The following is a 20223-nucleotide window of genomic DNA, read 5'->3' as shown; positions in this document are numbered from 1 at the left end:
GCTTCCCCCGGCACATGCCCGCACCAATGGCGAAGCGTTGAAGGAGGACCCATGGGCACATCGTTCGCTAACTTCCAGAGCGAGATCTACGCGCAAGGGCTGGAAGGGCACACCCCGAAGATCACGACCAACCCGGCTGCCCTGGAGGACGCGGCGGGCGCCCTCCTCGAACCGCACGCGTTCGGGTACGTGGCGGGCAGTGCCGGCACCGGCTCCACCGCGCGGGCGAACGAGGACGCGTTCGGCCAGTGGCGGATCGTGCCCCGGATGCTCACCGACGCGACAACGCGTGACCTGGGGACCACCGTCTTCGGCGAACACCTGCCCGCTCCGGTGCTGCTCGCTCCGGTGGGGGTGCAGTCCATCGTCCACCCGGACGGCGAGCTCGCCACGGCGCGGGCGGCGGCCGGACTGGGGGTGACCAGCGTGCTGTCCACGGCCTCATCGCACACCATCGAGGACGTGGCCGACGCCTGCGGCGATGGGCCGCGGTGGTTCCAGCTGTACTGGCCCAACGACGACGACGTGACCGCCAGCATCCTGCGGCGCGCCCGCGACGCGGGCTTCACCACGCTCGTGGTCACCCTGGACACGTGGACGCTGGCCTGGCGGCCGCGCGACCTCGATAACGCCTACGTGCCGTTCGTCCGGGGTGTGGGCACAGCCGTTCCGTTCTCGGACCCCGCCTTCCGCGCCCTGCTGGAGCGCCCGCCCGAGGAAGACCTGGCCGGGGCGGTGCTGCAATGGGTGGCGATGTTCACCGGGACCGACAAGAGCTGGGGGCAGCTGTCCCTCTTACGGAAACTCTGGGACGGCCCGATCGTCCTCAAGGGAATCCTGCACCCCGACGACGCGCGCCGGGCGGCGGACGCGGGCATGGACGGCGTCGTCGTCTCCAACCACGGCGGCCGCCAAGTCGACGGGGCCATCGCGTCGCTGGACGCCCTGCCACCGATCGTGGAGGCCGTGGGCGACCGGATGGAGGTGCTGTTCGATTCCGGCATCCGCTCCGCATCCGACGTGATCAAGGCGCTGGCACTGGGCGCGCGTGCGGTGCTGCTGGGGCGCCCCTATGTCTACGGGCTGGCCCACGGCGGCGAGGAGGGGGTGCGGGATGTCCTGCGGGGCGTACTGGCCGACCTCGACCTGACGTTGGGGCTTGCCGGATACCGCACCCCCGCCGAACTGAGCCGGGGCACCCTCATGAGGGTCCCAGGGACCTGACGGCGGGGACTGCTCGCGGCCCGGTGGCCCGGGTGCCGGACCGCACGGCGGACGGGCACGCGGGGGCGGTCCCCGCGACGTCAGCTCCGTATCTGCTGCGAGGCCGCCGAGTCCTGATCGGCGGCCCTCTCACAGCAGGTGAATCAACAGTCGGTCAACCCTTGTTGATCCAGAAGCGGCGCCACTCGATGTCGTCGCGCTGCCACTCCAGATAGGCGACCTCGTCCCCGATGAAATAGGGCGGCTCCCGGGGCTCGACCGGGTAGGACTTGCCGAAGATGACGAGGACGCGCAACTCCTCGATCTCGCGTCGCAGCCTGTCGGCCCTGGCCTGGGTGCGCCGGTCGCCCTGGTCGCCACTCATTGGCACGGCTCCTCTGCCGCCGTGGGGGCATCCCCCGCCGGGGTGGCGTCCCAGACGAGGCGGTAGTACATTCCGCGGCCGTTGGGCAGGGTGCCCAACTCGTCGGCGAAGTGCAGTGCGAGCCGCAGCCCTCGGCCGCCCTCAGTGTCCGGGTCGCAGTCCGTCAGGTGGGGCACGCTATTCGCTGCGCCGTTGTCAGCGACGCGTGCCTCAAGCTCACCGGATGTGAGGACGAGGCGGACGGTGAACCGCCCTTCGTGCTCTCCGCTCCGGCTGTGCCGGACGGCGTTCGTGCACAGCTCCGACAGGAGCAGGACGGCGGTTGCGACGGTGTCGTCCGGGACACCGGATCCACGGGGTGCGGTGGTCAGCACCTCCTCGACCCAGTGGCGGGCCTCGGCCACCTGTTTGGGATGCCCGGGGAAGCTGCGAGTGAAGACGTCCATGGTCAGGCCGCCTCCCCCGTGACGACTCGGATGTAGGGGCGCACCCGTGCGGCCCGTCGGTGGCCCACATTCCGAACGCGATGATTCGCTGTCCTGGTCACTTGCTTGGGTGGACGGACGCTAGTGTTCATGCTGGATCCTCACCTCGCCTGGGGATCAAGGCCCTGCGTCAGGTGTTCTCGGCACCGACCAGGGCCGCTTTTCATGTGGGCGAACCACTTGTGACGCCCATAGGCCAAACGGACGCGGATTCACGTGATCAGGGGTGGCCCGCATCCCGCCAATATCGTGTCACCGCCATTCGGCGGTTCTCCAGATATATCCTTGAGCTGCGATTATCTACTATGCGGAAAAATGAAGCCAGATAGAGTGCTGGTAGATTTCAATACATGGCGATAGAGCGCGATGGAGCGAGCCGTAAGTTCGGCGCAGAGGTGCGCCGACGTCGTGTTCAAGCTGGGATTTCCCAGACGCGCCTCGCTGAGATGATCCCGACATCTCAATCCGCGATCAGCGACATTGAGCTAGGAAAGATTCACGCAAAAGAGGATCAAGCGGTACGTATCGACAAGGAGCTTGCCAGCGACGGAAAGCTACTAGCTCTATGGAAAAGCCACTACGACGGCTACGAGCCTCCGGACTGGTACCGCAAGGTTCCTGAGATGGAACGCCGCTCCAGCCAGATCCAGGACTATCAGGCACTTGTAGTGACTGGACTCCTCCAAACGGAGGACTACGCGCGAGCCACCATACGAGCCGGGGACAGGCTGGCCTCCGACGACCAGGTAGAGGCAAAGGTCCGAGAGCGACTCACACGTCAAGAGATCCTGCAAGGCACAGATGCGCCCTTCCTGGTGGCCGTCATTGACGAGCTGGTGCTGTCACGACGGCTGGGAGACCCCAAGATCATGCGGGAGCAGCTTCAGCACCTGTGCAAGGCGTCGACCTGGGACCGCGTCGAAGTACTGATCGTGCCGAGCAGCACATGGAATCCTCCGGGTGTCGACGGCAGCTTCCGACTCCTCAAAGTCCCCGGAGCTGGGACGATCCTTTATCGTGAGGCAGGGTCCACCGGTGGCGTGATCATTGACCCTGAGGCGGTTGATGAACACGTTTCCCTCATGGGCGACCTTCGAGCGGTGGCCCTTCCCCCTGATCAGTCGCGCGCCCTGCTTGAGGGCGCGCAAGGAGAGTACACGTGAACATCACCGAATCCGAATGGCATAAGTCCAGCTACAGCAAGGCAGAGGCCAACTGCGTGGAGGTCGCCAAATGCCCCGCTGCGGCCCACGTGCGCGACACGCAGAACCAAGACCACTGGAGAAAGAGCAGCTACAGCGGCGGAGGAAACCCGAACTGTGTGGAGGTCGCCAGACGCCCCGCTGCGGCCCACGTACGGGACACGCAGAACCGCCACCTCGGCCACCTCACCGTCCCCGCCCAGGAGTGGAGCGCCTTCCTCTCGGGGGTCCGCGCCGACCGCCTGTAACTGTCCTCCCTCCGCTCCCGGCGCTTCAGGGGGCCTCCTACCGTTCGCGGTCGGGGGCCTATGACACGCACAAGCAGCAGGCCGCTCAGTCCTCCAAGCTCACTTGGCTCCCCTGTTGCCCACAGCGGCAAGTTCCTCGTCGCTGAGCTCGATGCAGAACTCGTTGCCCTCGGGATCGCCCAGGACCACGAAGCCCGTGCCGTCGTCCCTCCGGAAGTCGGACAGGAATGTGGCCCCGATCCCGAGGAGCCGCTCCATCTCGCCGTCGCGCGTGTTTCCGTTGGGACCAAGGTCAAGGTGGATTCGGTTCTTCACTTTCTTGCCTTCTGGCACACGCAGAAACAGCAGACCCGGCTGCCCGTCCGGGGTCGCGATGAATGCCTCCTCCTCACCGGGCTCACATTCCGGGTGAAGCGGCGCACCGATCACCTGGCTCCAGAATTTGGCCAGCTCATACGGGTCGGCACAGTCGATGGTCACGTTGCGGATGGGCGACGGCACTGTGGTCCTCCGATGTGGTGGTTCGATTGTCGGCGCATCCTCTCATAATGGTCATTCCGAGAACGGATTTGAGCCACCGGTACTTCCCGTACTTGAATGGTGCGCGCTGCCGCAGACGGACCACGTGAGAGGCCCTTACCCAGATGGCGAAAAGGCTCAGCTACGCCGACGCACTGAAGATCCTGGGCAAGGACGACTCCGCCGTCCTGGACTTCGCTGAACAGGCCGCCGACGGTGCGCTGAGTGTGGTCGGCATCCCGGACCTCTTCGGTGCAGGAGGCGCCGTCATCAAGCACGGCCGCAAGCTGCTGACCTCGGTGCGGGAGCGCGTCAACGGGATAGGGCGCCTGGACCGCACCCAACGCATCACCGCCGCGCACACCGTGCTGGTGGTGGTCGCCTTCTTCGAGGCCGTAGACGAATGCCTGGCGGAGGAGGGCTCTCCGCTCGCGCTGGACGATCTCGAACTCACCGCGGACGAACAGGCGCAGCTGTCCGGCTTCTCCGAAGGGCTTCTGGGATCGCGGCAGGTACCGCTCCCCGAGCCGCACCACACGTTCGAGGCACACCAGAACGTCCTCGACGACTACTACCGCGTGGGCCTGGGAACGCGACTGTTCCGGTTCCTCTCGGGTCTCGCTTGCTGGGAGTCGCTGTCACGGACCGATCAGGACCGTGTCCGACGGGTTCTGGTGATGGGTGTCCCTGAGCGTGCCCGGCTCCGCTACACCGAGAGTTACCGGCAGCTCGCCGTAGACGTTCCCGAGTTCATGGTGTGGAGTCAGATGCGGGAGCATCAGAGCACCCGCGCCCACCTGGACACCGGGCTCGCCGGGCTCCGCGACCTGCTCGCCGACATGACGACGGGGGCGAGGCCCAGCCAGCAACGCGCCGCGCTCTCCCACCGCTACGCCAAGGCGCTGGAGCGCCCCGTCCTCGCCTCGGATGACGCCCCCGCCGACTTCACTCTGCCCGCCCTCGGCACGGCCTACATCAACCCGCGCGGCCGCGTGGGACGGGCCGCGGCGAACAGTCAGCCGTCCACCGAGGAGTGGGGCAACGATCACCCCGTCATCGACGATCTGCAAGGCGTGATCGCCGGTGCGCTGACCGGCCCATCGGCGATCACCCACCCGATCGTCGTCCTCGGACAGCCGGGTTCGGGAAAGTCCAAGCTCAGCCAGGTCCTCGCCGCGCGGCTCCCTGCCGCCGACTTCCTGCCGGTCCTCGTGGAGCTGCGCTCCGTGACGGCCGACGCCCCGCTTCAGGACCAGATCGAACAGGGCATCTACGCCACCATTGGCGAACGGGTGTCCTGGCCTGACCTCGTCCGCTCCGCCAGTGGCGCGCTGCCCGTGGTGATCCTCGACGGATTCGACGAACTGCTGCAGGCCACTGGCGCCAGCCAGTCCGACTACCTGGAACAGGTCCGCCTCTTCCAGGAACGCGAGGCCGAGCTCGACCGGCCCACCGCCGTCATCGTGACGACGCGCACCGCGGTCGCCAACCGCGCCCGGATCCCCGACGGGTCGCTCATCGTGCGGTTGGAGGCGTTCGACGAGCACCAGATCGGCCGGATGATCGAGGTGTGGAACCGGGCCAACCAGGACGTCTTCGAATCCCGCGGGCTACGGCCGCTATCGGTCGACGCCGTGCTCCGGTTCCAAGACCTCGCCGAGCAGCCGCTTCTGCTCATGATGCTGCTGATCTACGACGCCGACGAGAACGCGCTGCAGCGATCGGCCGGTGAGACCAGACAGGCGGCCCCTCCTCGGTCATCCTGGCCACCCGAGCGCGATCCATCCGGCCACATCGCGTGGAGTGGCGAGGACGCATCGGGCGGGGCCGGTGACCCCGCTCCCCATGCGGAGGCCGGGAGCGGGTCCAAGGGAGAGCTCTACGAACAACTCCTTACCTCCTTCGCCCGGCGCGAGGTACGCAAGCACCAGCCGCATCTCAGTGATGACGGGATGGGCTACGCCATCGACCTCGAACTACGTCGACTGGAAATCGTCGCCGTGGCCATGTTCACCCGGCGTCGGCAGACGGTGACGGCGGACCAGCTCGACTCCGACCTATCGGTGCTGATCCCCGAGACGAACGTGGGAAGGCATGACGCCGACCTCAGCGGCACGATCAGTGACGCGCACCAGGTCTTCGGGCGCTTCTTCTTCGTACACGAATCACAGGCTCAGCGCGACGCGCGCACGGAAAGCGTGTACGAGTTCCTGCACTCCACGTTCGGCGAGTTCCTCGTCGCACGACATGTGGCGGCGACACTCCACGATCTCGTCATCGATCGGGCCAACGCCCGGCGCCGCCGCTTCTCCACGCCCCTGGACGACGGGCTGCTGTACGCGATCGCCTCGTTCGCCGCGCTGTCCGGACGCCAGGCGATCGTGGAGTTCCTTGGCGACCACTTCGAGCGACGGTTCGAGCAGCACCCCGAGGAGCAGCAGGAGTACCGCTCGCTACTCCTCGAACTCTTCCACGAAGCGCCGTTCCCGCAGCCCAATCGGTCGTTCAGCGGCTACATGCCGGTCCGCCTTCCCATCGTCACACGGCAGTCGACCTACACGGCCAACCTTGTCCTGATGCTCGTTCTCGGCGGCACGAAGATCAGCGTCACCGAGCTCTTCCCGGATTCCCAGAACCCGTGGCAGGACTGGCGTGTGCTGGCCAACCAGTGGCGGGGAATCGTCGACCACGAGTGGCACGGGCTGGTCGACGTCATCCGCGTCCGCCACAACTACACGTGGGGCGGGGACGGCTCGACCTTCATCGAGCTCGAAAACGGCGACGACGTCAATGTCGGCGAGTGCATCGGATTCGAGCTGAGGGCGAACTCGTTCCGGCAAGCTCCCGCCATCACCGACCCCTATGGGATCACCATCCCCTTCACGGGAGTGACATCGAGTCTGCTGCGCGCCGCGGCATTGCGGGCCAACGGCACCGCGGCGCGAATGTTCCTCATGCTCGGGCCGTATTTCCTCCACGCGTCGTCCGACATGCTGGCGTGGTACACCGGGTCCGCCGTTCTCAACGATGACTCGGTGTGGGGAGAGATGCACGATGTCGTGGAACTGCGTCTCGCCCCGCCCGGGGACGGCGGCGCCGAACGCCTGCAGCGGTATACACGACTCCTCAACACCGAATGGCTCGGCCGCCTGGAACTCCTGGTGCTCCGGCAAGCAGCCGAGGACCTCCGGTTCGGCCAGGCCGCGGGAATCGACCCCTCCTACATGGCGGACGTCGCCTCGGAGGTCTGGTCGTATCTGGGGCGGGTCCGCCAAGTGGTGCACGGCACGAGGCTGTCGCCGGAGGCGATTCGGCCCGTCCTGATCGCGCTGGAGCCCTATTTCTTCGAGTTCCTGGACGAGCTGAGCCAGAACCCCGAGCAGCTCTTCGAGGGAATCCTGGACCTCGCCAAAGGCAACACCGCACCCCAGGAGGATCCGCACTGGCATTACATCGCCTTCAACGGCGATTCCGGGCCGGGTGCCACCCGCAGGGTGGAGGCATCCGAGGGGCGCGTCTCCGGGGGCGGCAGCGGGGAGGGCGCCCGTCCGCGACCCACGGACCGCCGCCTGCACCACCCGACTCAGGACAGCGGAAACTAGCCCGGTCCCGCGGCCATCATGTCCGCCGTGCCAGGGACTCCTTGACGATCTCGGGCAGGATCTCCCCGATAGGTTCGCGCAGCACCGCCGCCGCTACCCCGTCATAGGGGGTGGGGTCGGCGTTGATGACGATCAGCCGGGCGCCGCACTCCAGGGCGAGGTCGCACAGGCCCGCCACCGGGTGCACCGTCAGCGAGGTGCCGACGGCCACGAAGACGTCGCAGTCTTCCGCGGCCTCGACGGCGGCCTCCAGCACCTCCGGTTTCAGCCGCTGTCCGAACGAGATGGTGTCGGCCTTCTGGATACCGCCGCACTCCAGACAGTGCGGGTCGGACTCCTCGTCCAGCCGGGCCAGAACCTCGGGGCTGGCCGTCCGCAGCCCGCAGGACATGCACACGACCCAGTGAATCGTCCCGTGCACCTCGATCACGCGCCGGGGGTCGATGCCCGCCGCCTGGTGCAGGCCGTCGACGTTCTGTGTGACGAGGGCGCGCAGCCGCCCGGCGCGGTCGAGTTCGGTCAGCGCGTAGTGCGCCGCGTTCGGACTCGCTGTCCACGCGGGATGGGCGCGACGCATCAGCCACACCTCCCGCCGGACGTTGACATCGGCCATGTAGGTGTCGATGTCGAACATCGCGGCCGCTGCGGGGTTCACGGTCCACACACCCCGCGGGCCGCGGAAGTCCGGAATCCCGGAGTCGGTGGAGATGCCCGCGCCCGTGAGCACGGTGACCCGGTCGGTCTGGCCCAGCAGCGCAGCGACCTCGGTGTGGCGTGAGGGTGGGGGCATAGAGGGATCCTCGGTGGTCTCGTTCACACACTGTTCGCCCATTGTGGCAGCGTCACCCTGTCCGCCGCCCGTCTACCCCTGGGTTGGGACTTCTGGACCCCCGGTCGGTTACGGACGGTCCTTCCCCGCGCTTGGCGAATGTGTTACCCGGCGAAGAACAACGAAGGCGGCCGGACCGACCGCCCGGACGTGGTGTGACGCGGTACGCTCACGTCACACCGGCTGGGAGTAGGTGTCACTGATCCGCCGCAGACCCAGCCGCGTCACCCCGGGGTAGGCAACTCGGGACGGTGATCCCCGCGCGGCTGTCGGAATTGACCGCATTCTCCGGCAAAAAGAGGGCCGGATGGACCGAAGTCCGTCAAACGATGTCAAAATCTACATACATCATGAAGCAGCCGTCCTACATCCTCGTCGTCAATGGGACGAAGGTCCACCGCCCGGTCTTCGTCCTCGGCGCCCCGCACTCAGGAGTGAACCTGATCGCCAGGGCGCTGCGTCGCGCGCCCGGCTTCCATGTCGGCCAGGGCGACGCCGGCGTACTCAACGCGATCTACGCGGTCGCCCGCCGCCCCTCCGTCGTCGAGCAGCGCGCCTCCGGCACGGCCAGCCTGCTGCGCGACGCGTTCGCCGAGTCCTGGCTGCTGACCCCGCTCACCTGCCCGCTGTGCCCGCCGGGCCGCCGGGTGGCGGCGCGCGAGTCGGCCGAACCCTGTCGCCACGCCAGACAGGTGACCCGCTTCGGGGACGCCAGCCCGGACCTGCTCTACAGCGCGACGGCCCTCAACGCCGCGTTCAGCGACGCCGTGTTCGTGCAGGTCATCCGCGATGGCCGGGACGTCGTCGCCGACATGCTCGACGACGAGCAGTCGCTGGCGTGGTTCCGGCCCAGCATGGCCAACCTGGACCATGAGCTGCCCAACCCGTTCTTCGGCATCGAGACCGAGCAGGAGCGCGAGGAGTACCCGAACCTGTCGATCGCGGCCAAGTGCGCGATGCGCTGGCGGGGGGCGGTGCGGCTGTCGGCCCAGCTGCGCAAGATGCTCGGCGCCGACCGGCTGATGACGCTTCGCTACGAGGACATGTTCGGGGGCGAGGTCACGACCGCGGAACGGCTCCGCGCGGTTACGGGGGCGCGGGTGTCGGCCGTGGAACTGGTGCGGACCGACGCCTCCGGGATCGGCTCGTGGCGCAACCGGCTCAGCGGCGGGCAGCGCAAGGACGTGCAGTCGGCGGCGCACGCCGAGCTGTCCCGCCTCGGCTACGCCTGATCCGCGCGCTCCCGCGGCCGGGGTCCCGCCTGCTCCCCTCGGCCCTCTCCCCCGCGCTCCACGTCCCGCCCGGGGCCGCCGCTACGGGGGATTGACCCGCCCGACCGCGGTCACCCGGCGTCCAGCCGCTCCCGGGTCGCCCACCACGCCTCGTGGGCGGGATCGATGACGTCGAAGTGGTCGGCGTGGGGCAGTTCGACGTAGTCGACCCGGTCCCCGGCGGCGCGGGCGGCCTCCACATAGGCGCGGCTCTGCTCGACAGGGACGCGGTCGTCGCGTTTTCCGTGCACGATGATCTGGGGGAGGCCGATGGGGACGCGGTACCGCGGGGAGGAGCCCTCCACCAGGGACTCGCCCGGGTCCGGTCCGAGGAAGGCGGTCACGGCACCCTCGCCGAGGCCCGCCTCCCGGCTGGCCCGCAGGTCGGTGACGGGGGCGAGACCGACGATGGCCGTCAGCGGCGAATTGGGGGCGGCCATGAGACCCAGGTGGCCTCCGGCCGAGTGGCCGATCGCGACCACGCGGGCGGGATCGCCAGGTTCGGCGCCCTCGGTGAGCCTGACCTTGAGCAGGTCAAGAGCGGCGCGGACGTCGTCCAGCGTCTGGGGCCAGCCGCCGTCGTCATCGCCGCCGGTGCGGCGGTACTCGATGTTCCACACGAGCCACCCGGCGTCGGCCAGGTCGGCGGCGATCGGTTCCATCAACCGGGCGTCGAAGCGGTCGCGCCACCATCCGCCGTGCAGCAGCACCGCGACGGGAAAGGGGGCGTCCGCGTCGGCGTCGGGCTGCCGGACGTAGATCACCTGGCTGGGGTGCTTCCCATAGCAGAGCGTATCTGTCACCGTCATGGGCGCGCCCCTTTCCTCAGTTCTCACAATTGTGAGCCGCCGCTGGGTCCGACCGTAGCGCCCGATATCCGCCGCCGCCAGGGTCGAATATCCGCTGAAGAGGCGATAAGGCAGGCACCGCTCAATCCGCGGCGGCCCGCTCGCGGTACACGCGACCGCCAGCGGGCACCCGGGAGTTCGCGGACGGGCTCACGTCCCCGCGGACCGCTGCGGGCGCCATCGGCGGTGGGCCGTAGTCGCGTCGTCGTTCCCCCGCACCAGCTCCAGTCGCGGGCGGGGGCCGTCCGTCCGCCCGGTCTGCGGCCGACGGGAGCCTGCTCGGAACGGAACCGGCCAGGTGACGCCGGGACCGGAATAGCCCTGCTCGGCGGCCGCGTGCAGCGTCCAGCTCGGGTCGTAGAGGTGGGGGCGGCCCAGCGCGCACAGGTCGGTGCGGCCGGCGAGGATGAGCGAGTTGACGTCGTCGTAGGAGGAGATCGCGCCGACGGCGATCGTCGGGATTCCGGTGTCGCCGCGGATTCGGTCGGCGAACGGGGTCTGGTAGCTGCGCCCGTAGGCGGGTTCCTCGTCCGGGGTGACCTGCCCGGTGGAGACGTCGATGGCGTCGGCCCCGGCGTCGGCGAAGGCGCGGGCGATGGCGACGGCGTCGTCGGCGGTGGTTCCCCCGTCGACCCAGTCGGTGGCGGAGATGCGGACGGTCATCGGCCGGTCGCCGGGCCAGGCTGCGCGGACGGCCGCGAACACCTCCAGGGGGAAGCGCAGCCGTCCCGCCAGGTCCCCGCCGTAGGCGTCGGTGCGCCGGTTGGTGAGCGGCGAGATGAAGCTGGACAGCAGGTAGCCGTGCGCGCAGTGCAGTTCCAGCAGGTCGAATCCGGCGCGGTCGGCCGCGCGGGCCGACGCTGCGAACTCGTCGCGGATCGCGTCGAGTTCGGCAGGCGTGAGCTCGTGCGGGACCTGGTTGACGCCGGGCCGGTAGGGCAGCGGGGAGGGGGCGACGACCGGCCAGTTGCCCTCCTCCAGGGGCTGGTCGATGCCCTCCCACATCACGCGGGTCGAGCCCTTGCGCCCGGAGTGTCCGATCTGCACGCCGATGGCGGCGTCGGTATGGCGGTGGACGAAATCGGTGACGCGGCTCCAGGCGGCCTCGTGGTGGGGGGCGTACAGCCCGGCGCAGCGGGGGGTGATGCGCCCTTCGGCGGAGACGCAGACCATCTCGGTCATGACCAGCGCTGCGCCGCCCAGCGCCTTGGAGCCGAGGTGGACGAGGTGGAAGTCGCCCGGGGTGCCGTCCGTCGCGGAGTACATGTCCATGGCGGAGACGACGACCCGGTTCTTCAGCTCCAGGCCGCGCAGCCGGAACGGAAAGAACATGGGCGGCCGGTGTGCGGGCGAGGACATGGGCGCGGGCGAGGACGGGGCCGAAGGCTGGGGCGAGGACGCGGTCGCGCCGAACCACGCGTCGACGTCGGCCACGAAGGCGGGGTCGCGCACCCGGAGGTTGTCGTAGGTGACCCGGCGGCTGCGGGTGAGCAGGTTGAACGCGAACCGGCGCGGTTCCTGCGCGGTGTGCCGTTCGATGTCCTCGAACCACTCCAGGCTGGCCTGGGCGGCGCGCTGGGTGCTGGCGACGACGGGGCGGCGCTCCTCCTCGTAGGCGGCCAGGGCCGCGCGGACGCCCCGGTTCTCATGGAGGGAGGCGGCGAGTGTGAGGGCGTCCTCCATGGCGAGCTTGGTGCCCGAGCCGATCGAGAAGTGGGCGGTGTGGGCGGCGTCGCCGAGCAGCACCACGTTGCCGCGGTGCCAGGTGTCGGTGCGCACGGTGGTGAACGCGAGCCACCGCGAGTTGTTGGGGACGAGGCGGTGGCCGCGGCCGAGGATGTCGGCGAAGAGCTTTTCGCAGGTGTCGACGGCGTCGTGGTCGCTGTCGCCGGGACGCAGGTCGGGGCGGCTGGTAAAGCCGGCGGCGCGCCACACGCGTTCGTGCATCTCCACGATGAAGGTGCTGGCGTCGGCCGAGTAGGGGTAGCCGTGTACCTGCATGGTCCCGTGCGGCGTGGTCACGATGTGGAAGTTGAACGCGTCGAACACGAGGTCGGTACCGAGCCACATGTACTTGCAGTGGCGGCGGTCGAGGTGTTCGCCGAAGTCGGCGGCGTGGGTGCGACGGGTGGTGCTGTTGGCCCCGTCGGCGGCGACGACGAGGTCGTGGGTGGCGGCGAGATCGGTGGCGGGCGGCGCGGTGGCGCGGAAGCGCAGGCCGACGCCGAGGTCGGCGCAGCGGTCGCGCAGGATCCGCAGCAGTCGTCCGCGGTCGATGGCGGAGAAGCCGTGTCCCCCGGAGGTGATGACCTGGCCCCGGTAGTGGATGTCGATGTCGTCCCAGCGGGCGAATTCGGCGCTGAGGGCCGCGTACACCGCGGGGTCGGCGTGTTCGATCCCGCCGAGGGTCTCGTCGGAGAGCACGACGCCGAACCCGAAGGTGTCGTCGGGCGCGTTGCGCTCATAGACGGTGATCTCGTGGGCGGGATCGAGCCGTTTCATCAGCGCGGCGAAGTACAGGCCCCCGGGGCCGCCGCCGATGCAGGCGATGCGCATGGACGCCGTTCACCCCTCCCTCAGTTTGAATCGCTGCAGCTTGCCGGTGGGGGTGCGCGGGAGGGCCCGGGCGAACTCCACGGCCCGCGGCGCCTTGTAGGGGGCGATCTCGGCGGCGACGAACCGTTTGAGCTCGTCGGCGGTGTCCTCGGACGCGGGGACGCCGTCCCGGGGGACGACGAACGCTTTGACGATCTGGCCGCGTTCGGGGTCGGGGATGCCGACGACCGCCGCCTCGGCGACCTGCGGCGCGCGCAGCAGGACCTCTTCCACCTCGATGGCGGCGATGTTGTATCCGGCCGAGACGATCATGTCGTCGGAGCGGGACCGGTACCAGAAGTAGCCGTCGGCGTCGCGGACGTAGGTGTCGCCGGTGATGTTCCAGCCGTCGCGCACGTAGCGGAGTTGGCGGTCGTCGGCGAGGTAGCGGCAGCCCACGGGGCCGCGTACGGCGAGGCGGCCGGGCTGCCCGTCGGGCACGGGGTCGCCGTCGGCGCCGAGGACGGCGGCGGTGAAGCCGGGGACCGGGATGCCGGTGGAGCCCGGGCGGATGTCGTCGTCGGCCGCCGAGATGAAGATGTGCAGCATCTCGGTGGCGCCGATGCCGTCGATGAGCCGGATGCCGGTGGCGTCGAGCCAGGACTTCCAGGTGGCGGCGGGGAGGTGTTCGCCCGCCGAGACGCAGCGGCGCAGCGAGGACAGGTCGTGTCCGGCGGCCCGGCCGAGCATGGCGCGGTAGGCGGTGGGAGCGGTGAAGACGACGGTGGCGTGGTCGTCCTCGATCGCGCGCAGGAGGCGGTCGGGTCCGGCCTTCTCCAACAGCAGGGTGGAGGCACCGGCGCGCAGCGGGAAGACGAGCAGTCCGCCCAGGCCGAAGGTGAAGGCCAGCGGGGGGCTGCCGACGAACAGGTCGTCGGTGTGCGGGCGGAGCACGTGCGCGGAGAAGGTGTCGGCGATGGCCAGAACGTCGCGGTGGAAGTGCACGCACCCCTTGGGGCGGCCCGTGGTACCCGAGGTGTAGGCGATGAGGGCGACGTCGTCGGCCGCGGCCGGGAAGGCGGGGAAGGGCGTGCCGGGCGCGGCGGCGACGCGTGCGGTGAGGTCGTCGGGGCGACCGGAGCCGTAGAGGGTGACGCGGGTGCGGGCGGCCAGGTCGGGCTCCGCGCGATCGACGGCGGTTTCGAGGTCGTCGGCGAACCGGGCGTCGCACAGCGCGTGGGATATCTGGGCGGAGCGCAGGATGTCGGTGAGCTCTCCGCCGCGCAGCACTGGCAGGACGGTGACGGCGATGCCGCCGGCTTTGAGGACGGCCAGCCAGCAGGCGGCCAGCCACGGCGAGTTGGGGCCGCGCAGCATGACCCGGTTGCCGGGGCACACGCCGAGTTCGTCGGTCAGGACGCGCGCCGCGCGGTCGACCAGCCACCGCAGTTCCCGGTACGTCCACGACTCGCGTTCGCCGCGGATGGCGGGGCGTTCGGGCCCATGGCGCTCGATGGTGCGGTCCAGGAGTTCCTCAGCGCAGTTCACGTGGTGGGGGTAGCGGAGTTCGGGGAGGGGGAAGTAGAGGTGGGGCCACTGGTCGGGTGGGGGGAGGTGGTCTCGGGCGAAGGTGTCGGTGTAGGCGGACGGTGAGAGGGTCGGCTCCATCGCGGATCTCCTGGTCCGGTGCGGGTCAGCGATACAGCTCCCGCGCGATGATGGTGCGCTGGACTTCGGAGGCTCCCTCGTAGATGCGCGGTGCGCGCACCTCGCGGTAGAGCTCCTCCAGCGGGTGGCCGCGTCGCAGGGCACGTGCGCCGTGCAGCTGGACGGCCGCGTCGACGACGTACTGGGCGGTCTCGGTGGCGTACAGCTTCGCCATGGCGGCGCGTGCGGTGAGCGAGAGGGCGCCGTTCGCGCCGACGTGCGGCTCCTCCGCTGTGCTCGTGGAGCCCGGGGGGTTCGAGGCGGGCGCCCGGGCCGGGCCGGAGGCAGTGGCGCCGCGGTCGTCACGGGCGGTGGCGGCGGCGTAGACGAGCAGGCGTGCGGCCTCGGTCCGGGTGGCCATCTCGGCGAGGGTGTGCGCGACGCTCTGCATGTCCTTGAGCGGACCGCCGAAGGCGGTGCGGCGGGCGGCGTGGTCGCGCGCGAGGTCGAGGGCGGCCTGCGCCATGCCGACGACGAACGCGCCGACGCTGGGGCGGAACAGGTCGAGGGTGCGCATGGCGACGCCGAAGCCCCGCCCGGGGGCGCCGAGGAGGTCGTCGCGCGTGACCGGGACCCCGTCGAAGGTGAGGTGCCCCAGCGCGTGCGGCGCGATCATGTCGAGCGGTTCGCCGGAGAGCCCGGGACGGTCAGCAGGGACGAGGAACGCGGAGACTCCCTGCGCCCCGGCGTCGGGGCCGGTGCGGGCGAACACGGTGTAGATGTCGGCGTCGGGAGCGTTGGAGATCCAGGTCTTCTCACCGGTGAGGCGCCACCGGCTCGGCGCCGCGCCGCTTCCCGCTTCCGGTTCGGCGGCCAGGCGCAGCGCGGCGGCGTCGGACCCGGCCTCCGGCTCGCTGAGCGCGAACGCCGCGACGGCGTCGCCGGCCGCGACCTTCGGGATCCAGTGGGCGACCTGCTTCTCGGTGCCGGACTGGACGATGGGGGTGGCGCCGAGCCCCTGCAGGGCCAGTGCGGTCTCGGCCGCGGTGCTGATCTGGGCCAGTGTCTCGCGGAGCAGGCAGAGTTCGACCGCGGACACCGACCGTGTCGGCCCCCCGCCGGCGGCGCCGGGGAAGAGGGGATCGAGCAGCCCACAGCGGCCGAGCCGGTGCAGCAGGCCGCGGTCGACGCGGCCGGTGTGCGCGGGGGGAGGCGACGCGCGGGCGGTCGCGTGGGCGGCGTCGCCGAGCCCACCCGGGCCAGGGCCCGACCGGCGCGGCGGCGGAGGGAACGAGGAGGCCGAGTGCGCGGGGAACGCTGAGCGGAGCTCACGCTCGGCGGTCGCACGCACCCACGCGGCGAACTCGCGGTGGTCGGGGCTGAGCGTGAACGCCATGACGTCCCCTCCCGGGTCCTCCGGCGGTGCGGGCTCGGTGGCCTAGGCTCGAATATACCGATTTCGTGACGACCGTCAATACTTCACTACGCATCACCGACGACGGCCGGACCGCACCTGGAGCCCCACAGGCATAGAGGGGGTGGGGACGTGCTGTGCGGCCTTGTCGGCGAACGTCCTTTCCGGTGTTCGGCGGTGAAAAGCGGCACCGACGGCCGGAGGGGGCTGGGGCGCCGGCCTCCTGGCGAGGCGGGTGGCCGCAAGGAGGGATAGGCGATGTCCCGAACCACGTCTCGCGATGATCATGGGGATGGTCCCGGCAAACCGGACATAACCGGGACCATCCCCATGATCATCGCGGGGAACTTGTGGCAAACCGGGCATACCCGGCGTCCGGTGGCCCGCACACCGACTTCCGGGCCGCCCGCATGGCCCGCCCGGGAGACGACAGGGGCGCCCTGCCCCTTCCCCCTCGTCGCTGCCGCCTTCGTTCCTCCACCAGGGAGGAGACCGGGGTGCGGGCCGACGCCAGGCCGAACTCGCGAGGACACCGGCGCCCCCAGTCCCCTCCGCCGTCGGTGCCGCTTCTCACCCCAGAGCGCCGGAGTGGCGACAGGCGGACAAGGCCGCCCAGCAGACCTCGGAAGTCGCCGCGCCTCTCCCGGTGCGAGGCGACCGGCACCTCAGCGCCCCGCACACTGCTGCCGGGTCATCGCTGTCACGCCGCGCCACAGGGCCGCCGGACGCGGACAGCGGGAACATCCCACGCGGTCGCGATATCGTGCATGTGTGACGACGACATCCGGGACGACATATGGGGCCGAAGTCGCAGAACACCCGGCGGAGCGGCAGAACCGGCGGCCCCGCTCGCTGATCGTGTCGTTCTTCGGCACCTATGCCCGCGAGGTCGGCGGATGGGTCCCGGTCGCGGGGCTCATCTCGCTCATGGCCGAGCTGGACGTGGACGCGCCCGGGGTGCGCTCAGCCGTCTCCCGGCTGAAGCGGCGCGGCCTGCTGGCCCCCGAGCGTGTCGGCGGGGTGGCCGGGTACCGGCTCTCCCCCGAGGGCCTGGCCCTGTTCGACGAGGGGGATCGGCGGATCTTCGACCGGCGGGTCGCCAGTCTCGCCGACGGGTGGGTGCTCGTCGTGTTCTCGATCCCCGAGTCCGAGCGCCACAAGCGGCACCTGCTCCGCTCCCGGCTGGGCCGTCTGGGGTTCGGGACGACGGCGGCCGGGGTGTGGATCGCCCCCGCCCACCTCACCGAGCAGGCCCGGCGCACCATCGCCGATCTGGGCATGGAGTCCTACGTCCAGCTCTTCCACAGCCATCATCTGGGATTCGGTGAGCTCGCCTCGACCGTGGCGGAGTGGTGGGACTTCGACGCCCTCCAGGAGATGTACCGGGGCTTCCTCGACGCCCACGCCCCGGTGCTGGAGCGATGGCGGCAGCACGACCGCGCGACCACGCGCACGGCCGAGGAGGCACACGCGGAGACAGCAGAGGCGGGACCGGACAACGCCGCCGCGTTCACCGACCACCTGCGGGCCGTGGACGCCTGGCGGCACCTGCACTACCTCGACCCCGGCCTGCCGCCGGACCTGCTGCCCGACACCTGGGCGGGCCGGGGGGCCGCCGACGTCTTCTTCGCCCTCCACGAGCTGCTCCGCCGCCCCGCTCTGGAGCACGTGCGCGCGGCGACCGGCCGACACTGAGCGGGTGCGGGCGAAGGCCCGGACCCGCACCCCGGCCCCACCGCGCTCAGGGGTCGGGGATCACGGCGGTGCCCAGCAGCTCGACCTTGGCTTCGGGGGCGAGCAGGCCGCTGACACCGAACAGCGCCATCGCCGGGTAGTGGCGGCCCAGGTGGCGCCGGTAGGCCGCACCGAGCGGCTTGAGGTTGTCCCGATAGGCGGCGACATCAGTGGTGTAGACGTTCAGAGCGACCAGGTGGCCCGGCTCGGCTCCGGCGGCGCGCATGGCCTCCAGGAGGTTGGCGAGCGCCTGGTCGAACTGCTCGACGAGCCCCGGGCCGATGATCGTGCCGTCGGGACGCTGCGCGGTCTGCCCCGCCAGGTGAACGGTGCGGCCCGGGACCGAGACGACGGCGTGCGCGAATCCCACCGGGGCGGCGAGCGTGGGCGGGTTGACGACGCGGTGCGGCGTGCCGTGGCGATCTCCCGGCGACGGCCCCGCGGCTCCGCCCGCGGCGTCGCTCACTCCACTCATCTACCGGCCCTTCCACTGAGGATCGCGCTTGCCGGTGAAGGCCGCGTGGAACTCCGCGTAGTCCTGGCTCTTCATCAGCAGCGCCTGCGTCATGGCCTCCAGCTCGATGGCGCCGGAGAGGTTCATGTCCAGCTCCCGGGAGAGCAGGGCCTTGGTCTGCGCGTAGCCGAACGCGGGGCCGCCCGCCAGCCGCTCCGCCAGCGCGGTGACCGAAGCGTCCAGGTCGTCATCCTCCACCAGTTCGCTGACCAGGCCGTACCGGTCGGCTTCGGCCGCGCCAACGGTGTCGCCGAGCATCAGCAGCTTGGTCGCGTGCCCGAGCCCGACAACGCGCGGCAGCAGGTAGGCGGCGCCCATATCCGCCCCCGACAGGCCGACCTTGGTGAACAGGAAAGCGAATCGGGCCGAGCGCGCGACGACGCGGAAGTCCGCCGCCAGGGCCAGGACGGCTCCCGCACCGGCCGCGATCCCGTGGACGGCCGCGATGACCGGGACCGGGCACTCGCGCATCGACTTGACGACCTCGCCCGTCATGCGGGTGAAGGCGAGCAGGCCGTCGGGGTCCATCTGCAACGTCTCGCCGATGATCTCGTTGACGTCCCCGCCGGAGCAGAAGCCGCGCCCCTGGCCGCGCAGCACCAGCACCCGCGTATCGTCGCGGTGCGGTAGCTCGGCCAGCAGGTCGCGGAGGTCGGCGTAGACGTCGAAAGTGAGGGCGTTGATCTTGTCCGGGCGGGTGAACGTCACCGTGGTGACGCCCCCGGCGTTGGTCAGCTCGAAGTGGTCCCACGTGTCCGTCAGCGGGGCAGACGCACGAAACGGGCTCACGTTTGGATACCTCCTCCGTCGAGGACAAGGGACTGGCCGTTGACGCAGGCGGCCGCGTCGGAGACCAGGTAGCCGACGGCCGCCGCGACCTCCTCCGGCTCCACCAGGCGGCCCAGCGGCCCGGAGTCGGCCAGTGCCTGCCGCGCGGCCTCCGGTGTGCGGCCGGTGCGCTCGGCGATGCGCCGGACCGAACGCTCGGTCATGGGGGTGCGCACGAAGGACGGGCAGACGGTGTTGCTGGTGACGCCGGTGCCGGCGACCTCGGCCGACACCACGCGGGCCAAGCCCAGCATGGCGTGCTTGGACGCCGCATAGGCGGCGGTGTAGGGGGTTCCGGCGCGGGCCGCGATGGAGGCGATGAACACGACGCGCCCATGGCCGCGTTCCCGCATGCCGGGAACGACATGGCGGGTGAGCAGGAACGCCGATGTGGCGTTGGCGGCGAAGTGCTCGCGCCAGGAGCGCAGCGTGGTGCCGTGCAGCGGGGCGCTTTCCGCGGTGCCGGCGTTATTCACCAGGACGTCGACGGGCCCGAGGGCGGAGAGCACGCGCTCTGTCTCCGTCTCGTCGGTGACGTCGCAGACGACGCCGCGCACCGGCGGGTGGCCGGGCGGTCCGGTGTCCGCGGCGCGGGCGATCAGCACTTCGAGATCCCGGAGACGCCGGAGGTCGCGCCCCACGGCGACCACCTCGTACCCGCGCTGGGACAACTCCCGGCACAGGGCGCGGCCGATGCCGCCGCCCCCGCCGGACACCACGGCGAGACGGGCGGAGGTCTCCATGCGCGGCACGCTATCACGCGCCTGTGACCTTCGTCAGAAGATCGTCATACAACGGTGGCGGCACCACGGGACCCGTCGGACGGTTCCACGCAGCACGCGCCCCGGTCCGCACCAACGGGTGTCTCACCAAAAAAGCGGTGGCCCGCCCCCGTGCAGGGGCGGGCCACCGCTTCCGTATCGGTCGCCCTCTTCGGTCGCCGGCGTGGCCGGTCGCCG

The 20223-nt window shown here is 70.4% G+C and carries 17 protein-coding genes; 6 read left to right on the top strand and 11 right to left on the bottom strand.

Annotation, left to right across the window (positions count from 1 at the left end; all coding sequences use genetic code 11):
- The first annotated feature begins 51 nt into the window (after window positions 1-51).
- Complete coding sequence (locus ABD259_RS07310; RefSeq protein ID WP_344161101.1) at window positions 52-1224, top strand: lactate 2-monooxygenase; 1173 nt, start codon at window positions 52-54, stop codon at window positions 1222-1224.
- A 154-nt stretch (window positions 1225-1378) separates the two neighbouring features.
- On the opposite strand, the gene ABD259_RS07305 is transcribed toward ABD259_RS07310, so the two are convergent.
- Together ABD259_RS07305 and ABD259_RS07300 are read right to left on the bottom strand one after the other, a co-directional pair.
- Complete coding sequence (locus tag ABD259_RS07305) at window positions 1379-1588, bottom strand: hypothetical protein (protein WP_344161098.1); 210 nt, start codon at window positions 1586-1588, stop codon at window positions 1379-1381.
- A complete protein-coding gene (locus tag ABD259_RS07300) occupies window positions 1585-2034 on the bottom strand; it encodes an ATP-binding protein (protein WP_344161095.1) in 450 nt (149 codons plus the stop codon). Before ABD259_RS07300 ends, ABD259_RS07305 begins: the two co-directional genes overlap by 4 nt.
- A gap of 389 nt (window positions 2035-2423) precedes the next feature.
- Between ABD259_RS07300 and ABD259_RS07295 the strand changes: the two genes are divergently transcribed.
- Window positions 2424-3236, top strand: coding sequence for a helix-turn-helix domain-containing protein (locus ABD259_RS07295; protein WP_344161092.1), 813 nt, complete (start codon window positions 2424-2426; stop codon window positions 3234-3236).
- Window positions 3233-3523, top strand: coding sequence for a DUF397 domain-containing protein (locus ABD259_RS07290; protein ID WP_344161089.1), 291 nt, complete (start codon window positions 3233-3235; stop codon window positions 3521-3523). The genes ABD259_RS07295 and ABD259_RS07290 overlap by 4 nt, the downstream gene beginning before the upstream one ends.
- A 99-nt stretch (window positions 3524-3622) precedes the next feature.
- Here ABD259_RS07290 and ABD259_RS07285 read toward each other — a convergent pair whose 3' ends face one another.
- On the bottom strand, window positions 3623-4024 hold the full coding sequence (locus tag ABD259_RS07285; protein ID WP_344161086.1) for a VOC family protein: 402 nt from the start codon (window positions 4022-4024) through the stop codon (window positions 3623-3625).
- 143 nt (window positions 4025-4167) lie between these two features.
- Between ABD259_RS07285 and ABD259_RS07280 the strand changes: the two genes are divergently transcribed.
- Window positions 4168-7644, top strand: a complete 3477-nt coding sequence (locus tag ABD259_RS07280) for an NACHT domain-containing protein (protein WP_344161083.1) — start codon at window positions 4168-4170, stop codon at window positions 7642-7644.
- A gap of 16 nt (window positions 7645-7660) precedes the next feature.
- On the opposite strand, the gene ABD259_RS07275 is transcribed toward ABD259_RS07280, so the two are convergent.
- Window positions 7661-8434: an SIR2 family NAD-dependent protein deacylase gene (locus ABD259_RS07275; protein WP_344106722.1), complete on the bottom strand. Its 774-nt coding sequence runs from the start codon at window positions 8432-8434 to the stop codon at window positions 7661-7663.
- A gap of 389 nt (window positions 8435-8823) precedes the next feature.
- Here ABD259_RS07275 and ABD259_RS07270 point away from each other — a divergent pair, with 389 nt between their 5' ends.
- Window positions 8824-9705 carry a sulfotransferase gene (locus ABD259_RS07270; protein ID WP_344161080.1) on the top strand — a complete coding sequence of 294 codons (882 nt, stop codon included), beginning with the start codon at window positions 8824-8826 and terminating at the stop codon, window positions 9703-9705.
- A 110-nt stretch (window positions 9706-9815) separates the two neighbouring features.
- On the opposite strand, the gene ABD259_RS07265 is transcribed toward ABD259_RS07270, so the two are convergent.
- The 4 genes from ABD259_RS07265 to ABD259_RS07250 all read right to left on the bottom strand — a co-directional run bounded on the left by ABD259_RS07265 (window position 9816) and on the right by ABD259_RS07250 (window position 16170).
- The gene (locus ABD259_RS07265; RefSeq protein ID WP_344161077.1) at window positions 9816-10553 is read right to left on the bottom strand and encodes an alpha/beta hydrolase family protein; all 738 of its coding nucleotides are present in this window, start codon (window positions 10551-10553) and stop codon (window positions 9816-9818) included.
- Window positions 10554-10742: 189 nt separating this feature from the next.
- Entirely contained in the window at window positions 10743-13148 is a 2406-nt protein-coding gene (locus ABD259_RS07260; protein WP_344161074.1) for a bifunctional salicylyl-CoA 5-hydroxylase/oxidoreductase, read from the bottom strand.
- A gap of 9 nt (window positions 13149-13157) precedes the next feature.
- Complete coding sequence (locus ABD259_RS07255) at window positions 13158-14795, bottom strand: AMP-binding protein (protein ID WP_344161071.1); 1638 nt, start codon at window positions 14793-14795, stop codon at window positions 13158-13160.
- 25 nt (window positions 14796-14820) lie between these two features.
- Window positions 14821-16170: an acyl-CoA dehydrogenase family protein gene (locus ABD259_RS07250; RefSeq protein WP_344161068.1), complete on the bottom strand. Its 1350-nt coding sequence runs from the start codon at window positions 16168-16170 to the stop codon at window positions 14821-14823.
- A 789-nt stretch (window positions 16171-16959) separates the two neighbouring features.
- On the opposite strand from ABD259_RS07250, the gene ABD259_RS07245 reads away from it, so the two are divergent.
- Complete coding sequence (locus ABD259_RS07245) at window positions 16960-17883, top strand: PaaX family transcriptional regulator (protein WP_344161065.1); 924 nt, start codon at window positions 16960-16962, stop codon at window positions 17881-17883.
- A 46-nt stretch (window positions 17884-17929) separates the two neighbouring features.
- Here the strand turns inward: ABD259_RS07245 and ABD259_RS07240 are convergent, their stop codons facing one another.
- From ABD259_RS07240 to ABD259_RS07230, 3 genes are read right to left on the bottom strand one after another with little or no spacing between them, the layout of a single operon-like run.
- A complete protein-coding gene (locus ABD259_RS07240) occupies window positions 17930-18397 on the bottom strand; it encodes a RidA family protein (RefSeq protein WP_344106730.1) in 468 nt (155 codons plus the stop codon).
- A complete protein-coding gene (locus tag ABD259_RS07235) occupies window positions 18398-19225 on the bottom strand; it encodes an enoyl-CoA hydratase family protein (RefSeq protein ID WP_344106731.1) in 828 nt (275 codons plus the stop codon).
- Window positions 19222-20007 (bottom strand): SDR family NAD(P)-dependent oxidoreductase, encoded by a 786-nt coding sequence (locus ABD259_RS07230; protein ID WP_344161062.1) that lies wholly within the window; start codon window positions 20005-20007, stop codon window positions 19222-19224. The genes ABD259_RS07235 and ABD259_RS07230 overlap by 4 nt, the downstream gene beginning before the upstream one ends.
- Between the last annotated feature and the right edge of the window lie 216 nt (window positions 20008-20223).

The sequence above is a fragment of the Nocardiopsis rhodophaea genome, assembly GCF_039530945.1.
Lineage (GTDB): Bacteria > Actinomycetota > Actinomycetes > Streptosporangiales > Streptosporangiaceae > Nocardiopsis_C > Nocardiopsis_C rhodophaea.
This window is presented reverse-complemented; position numbering and strand designations above follow the sequence as displayed.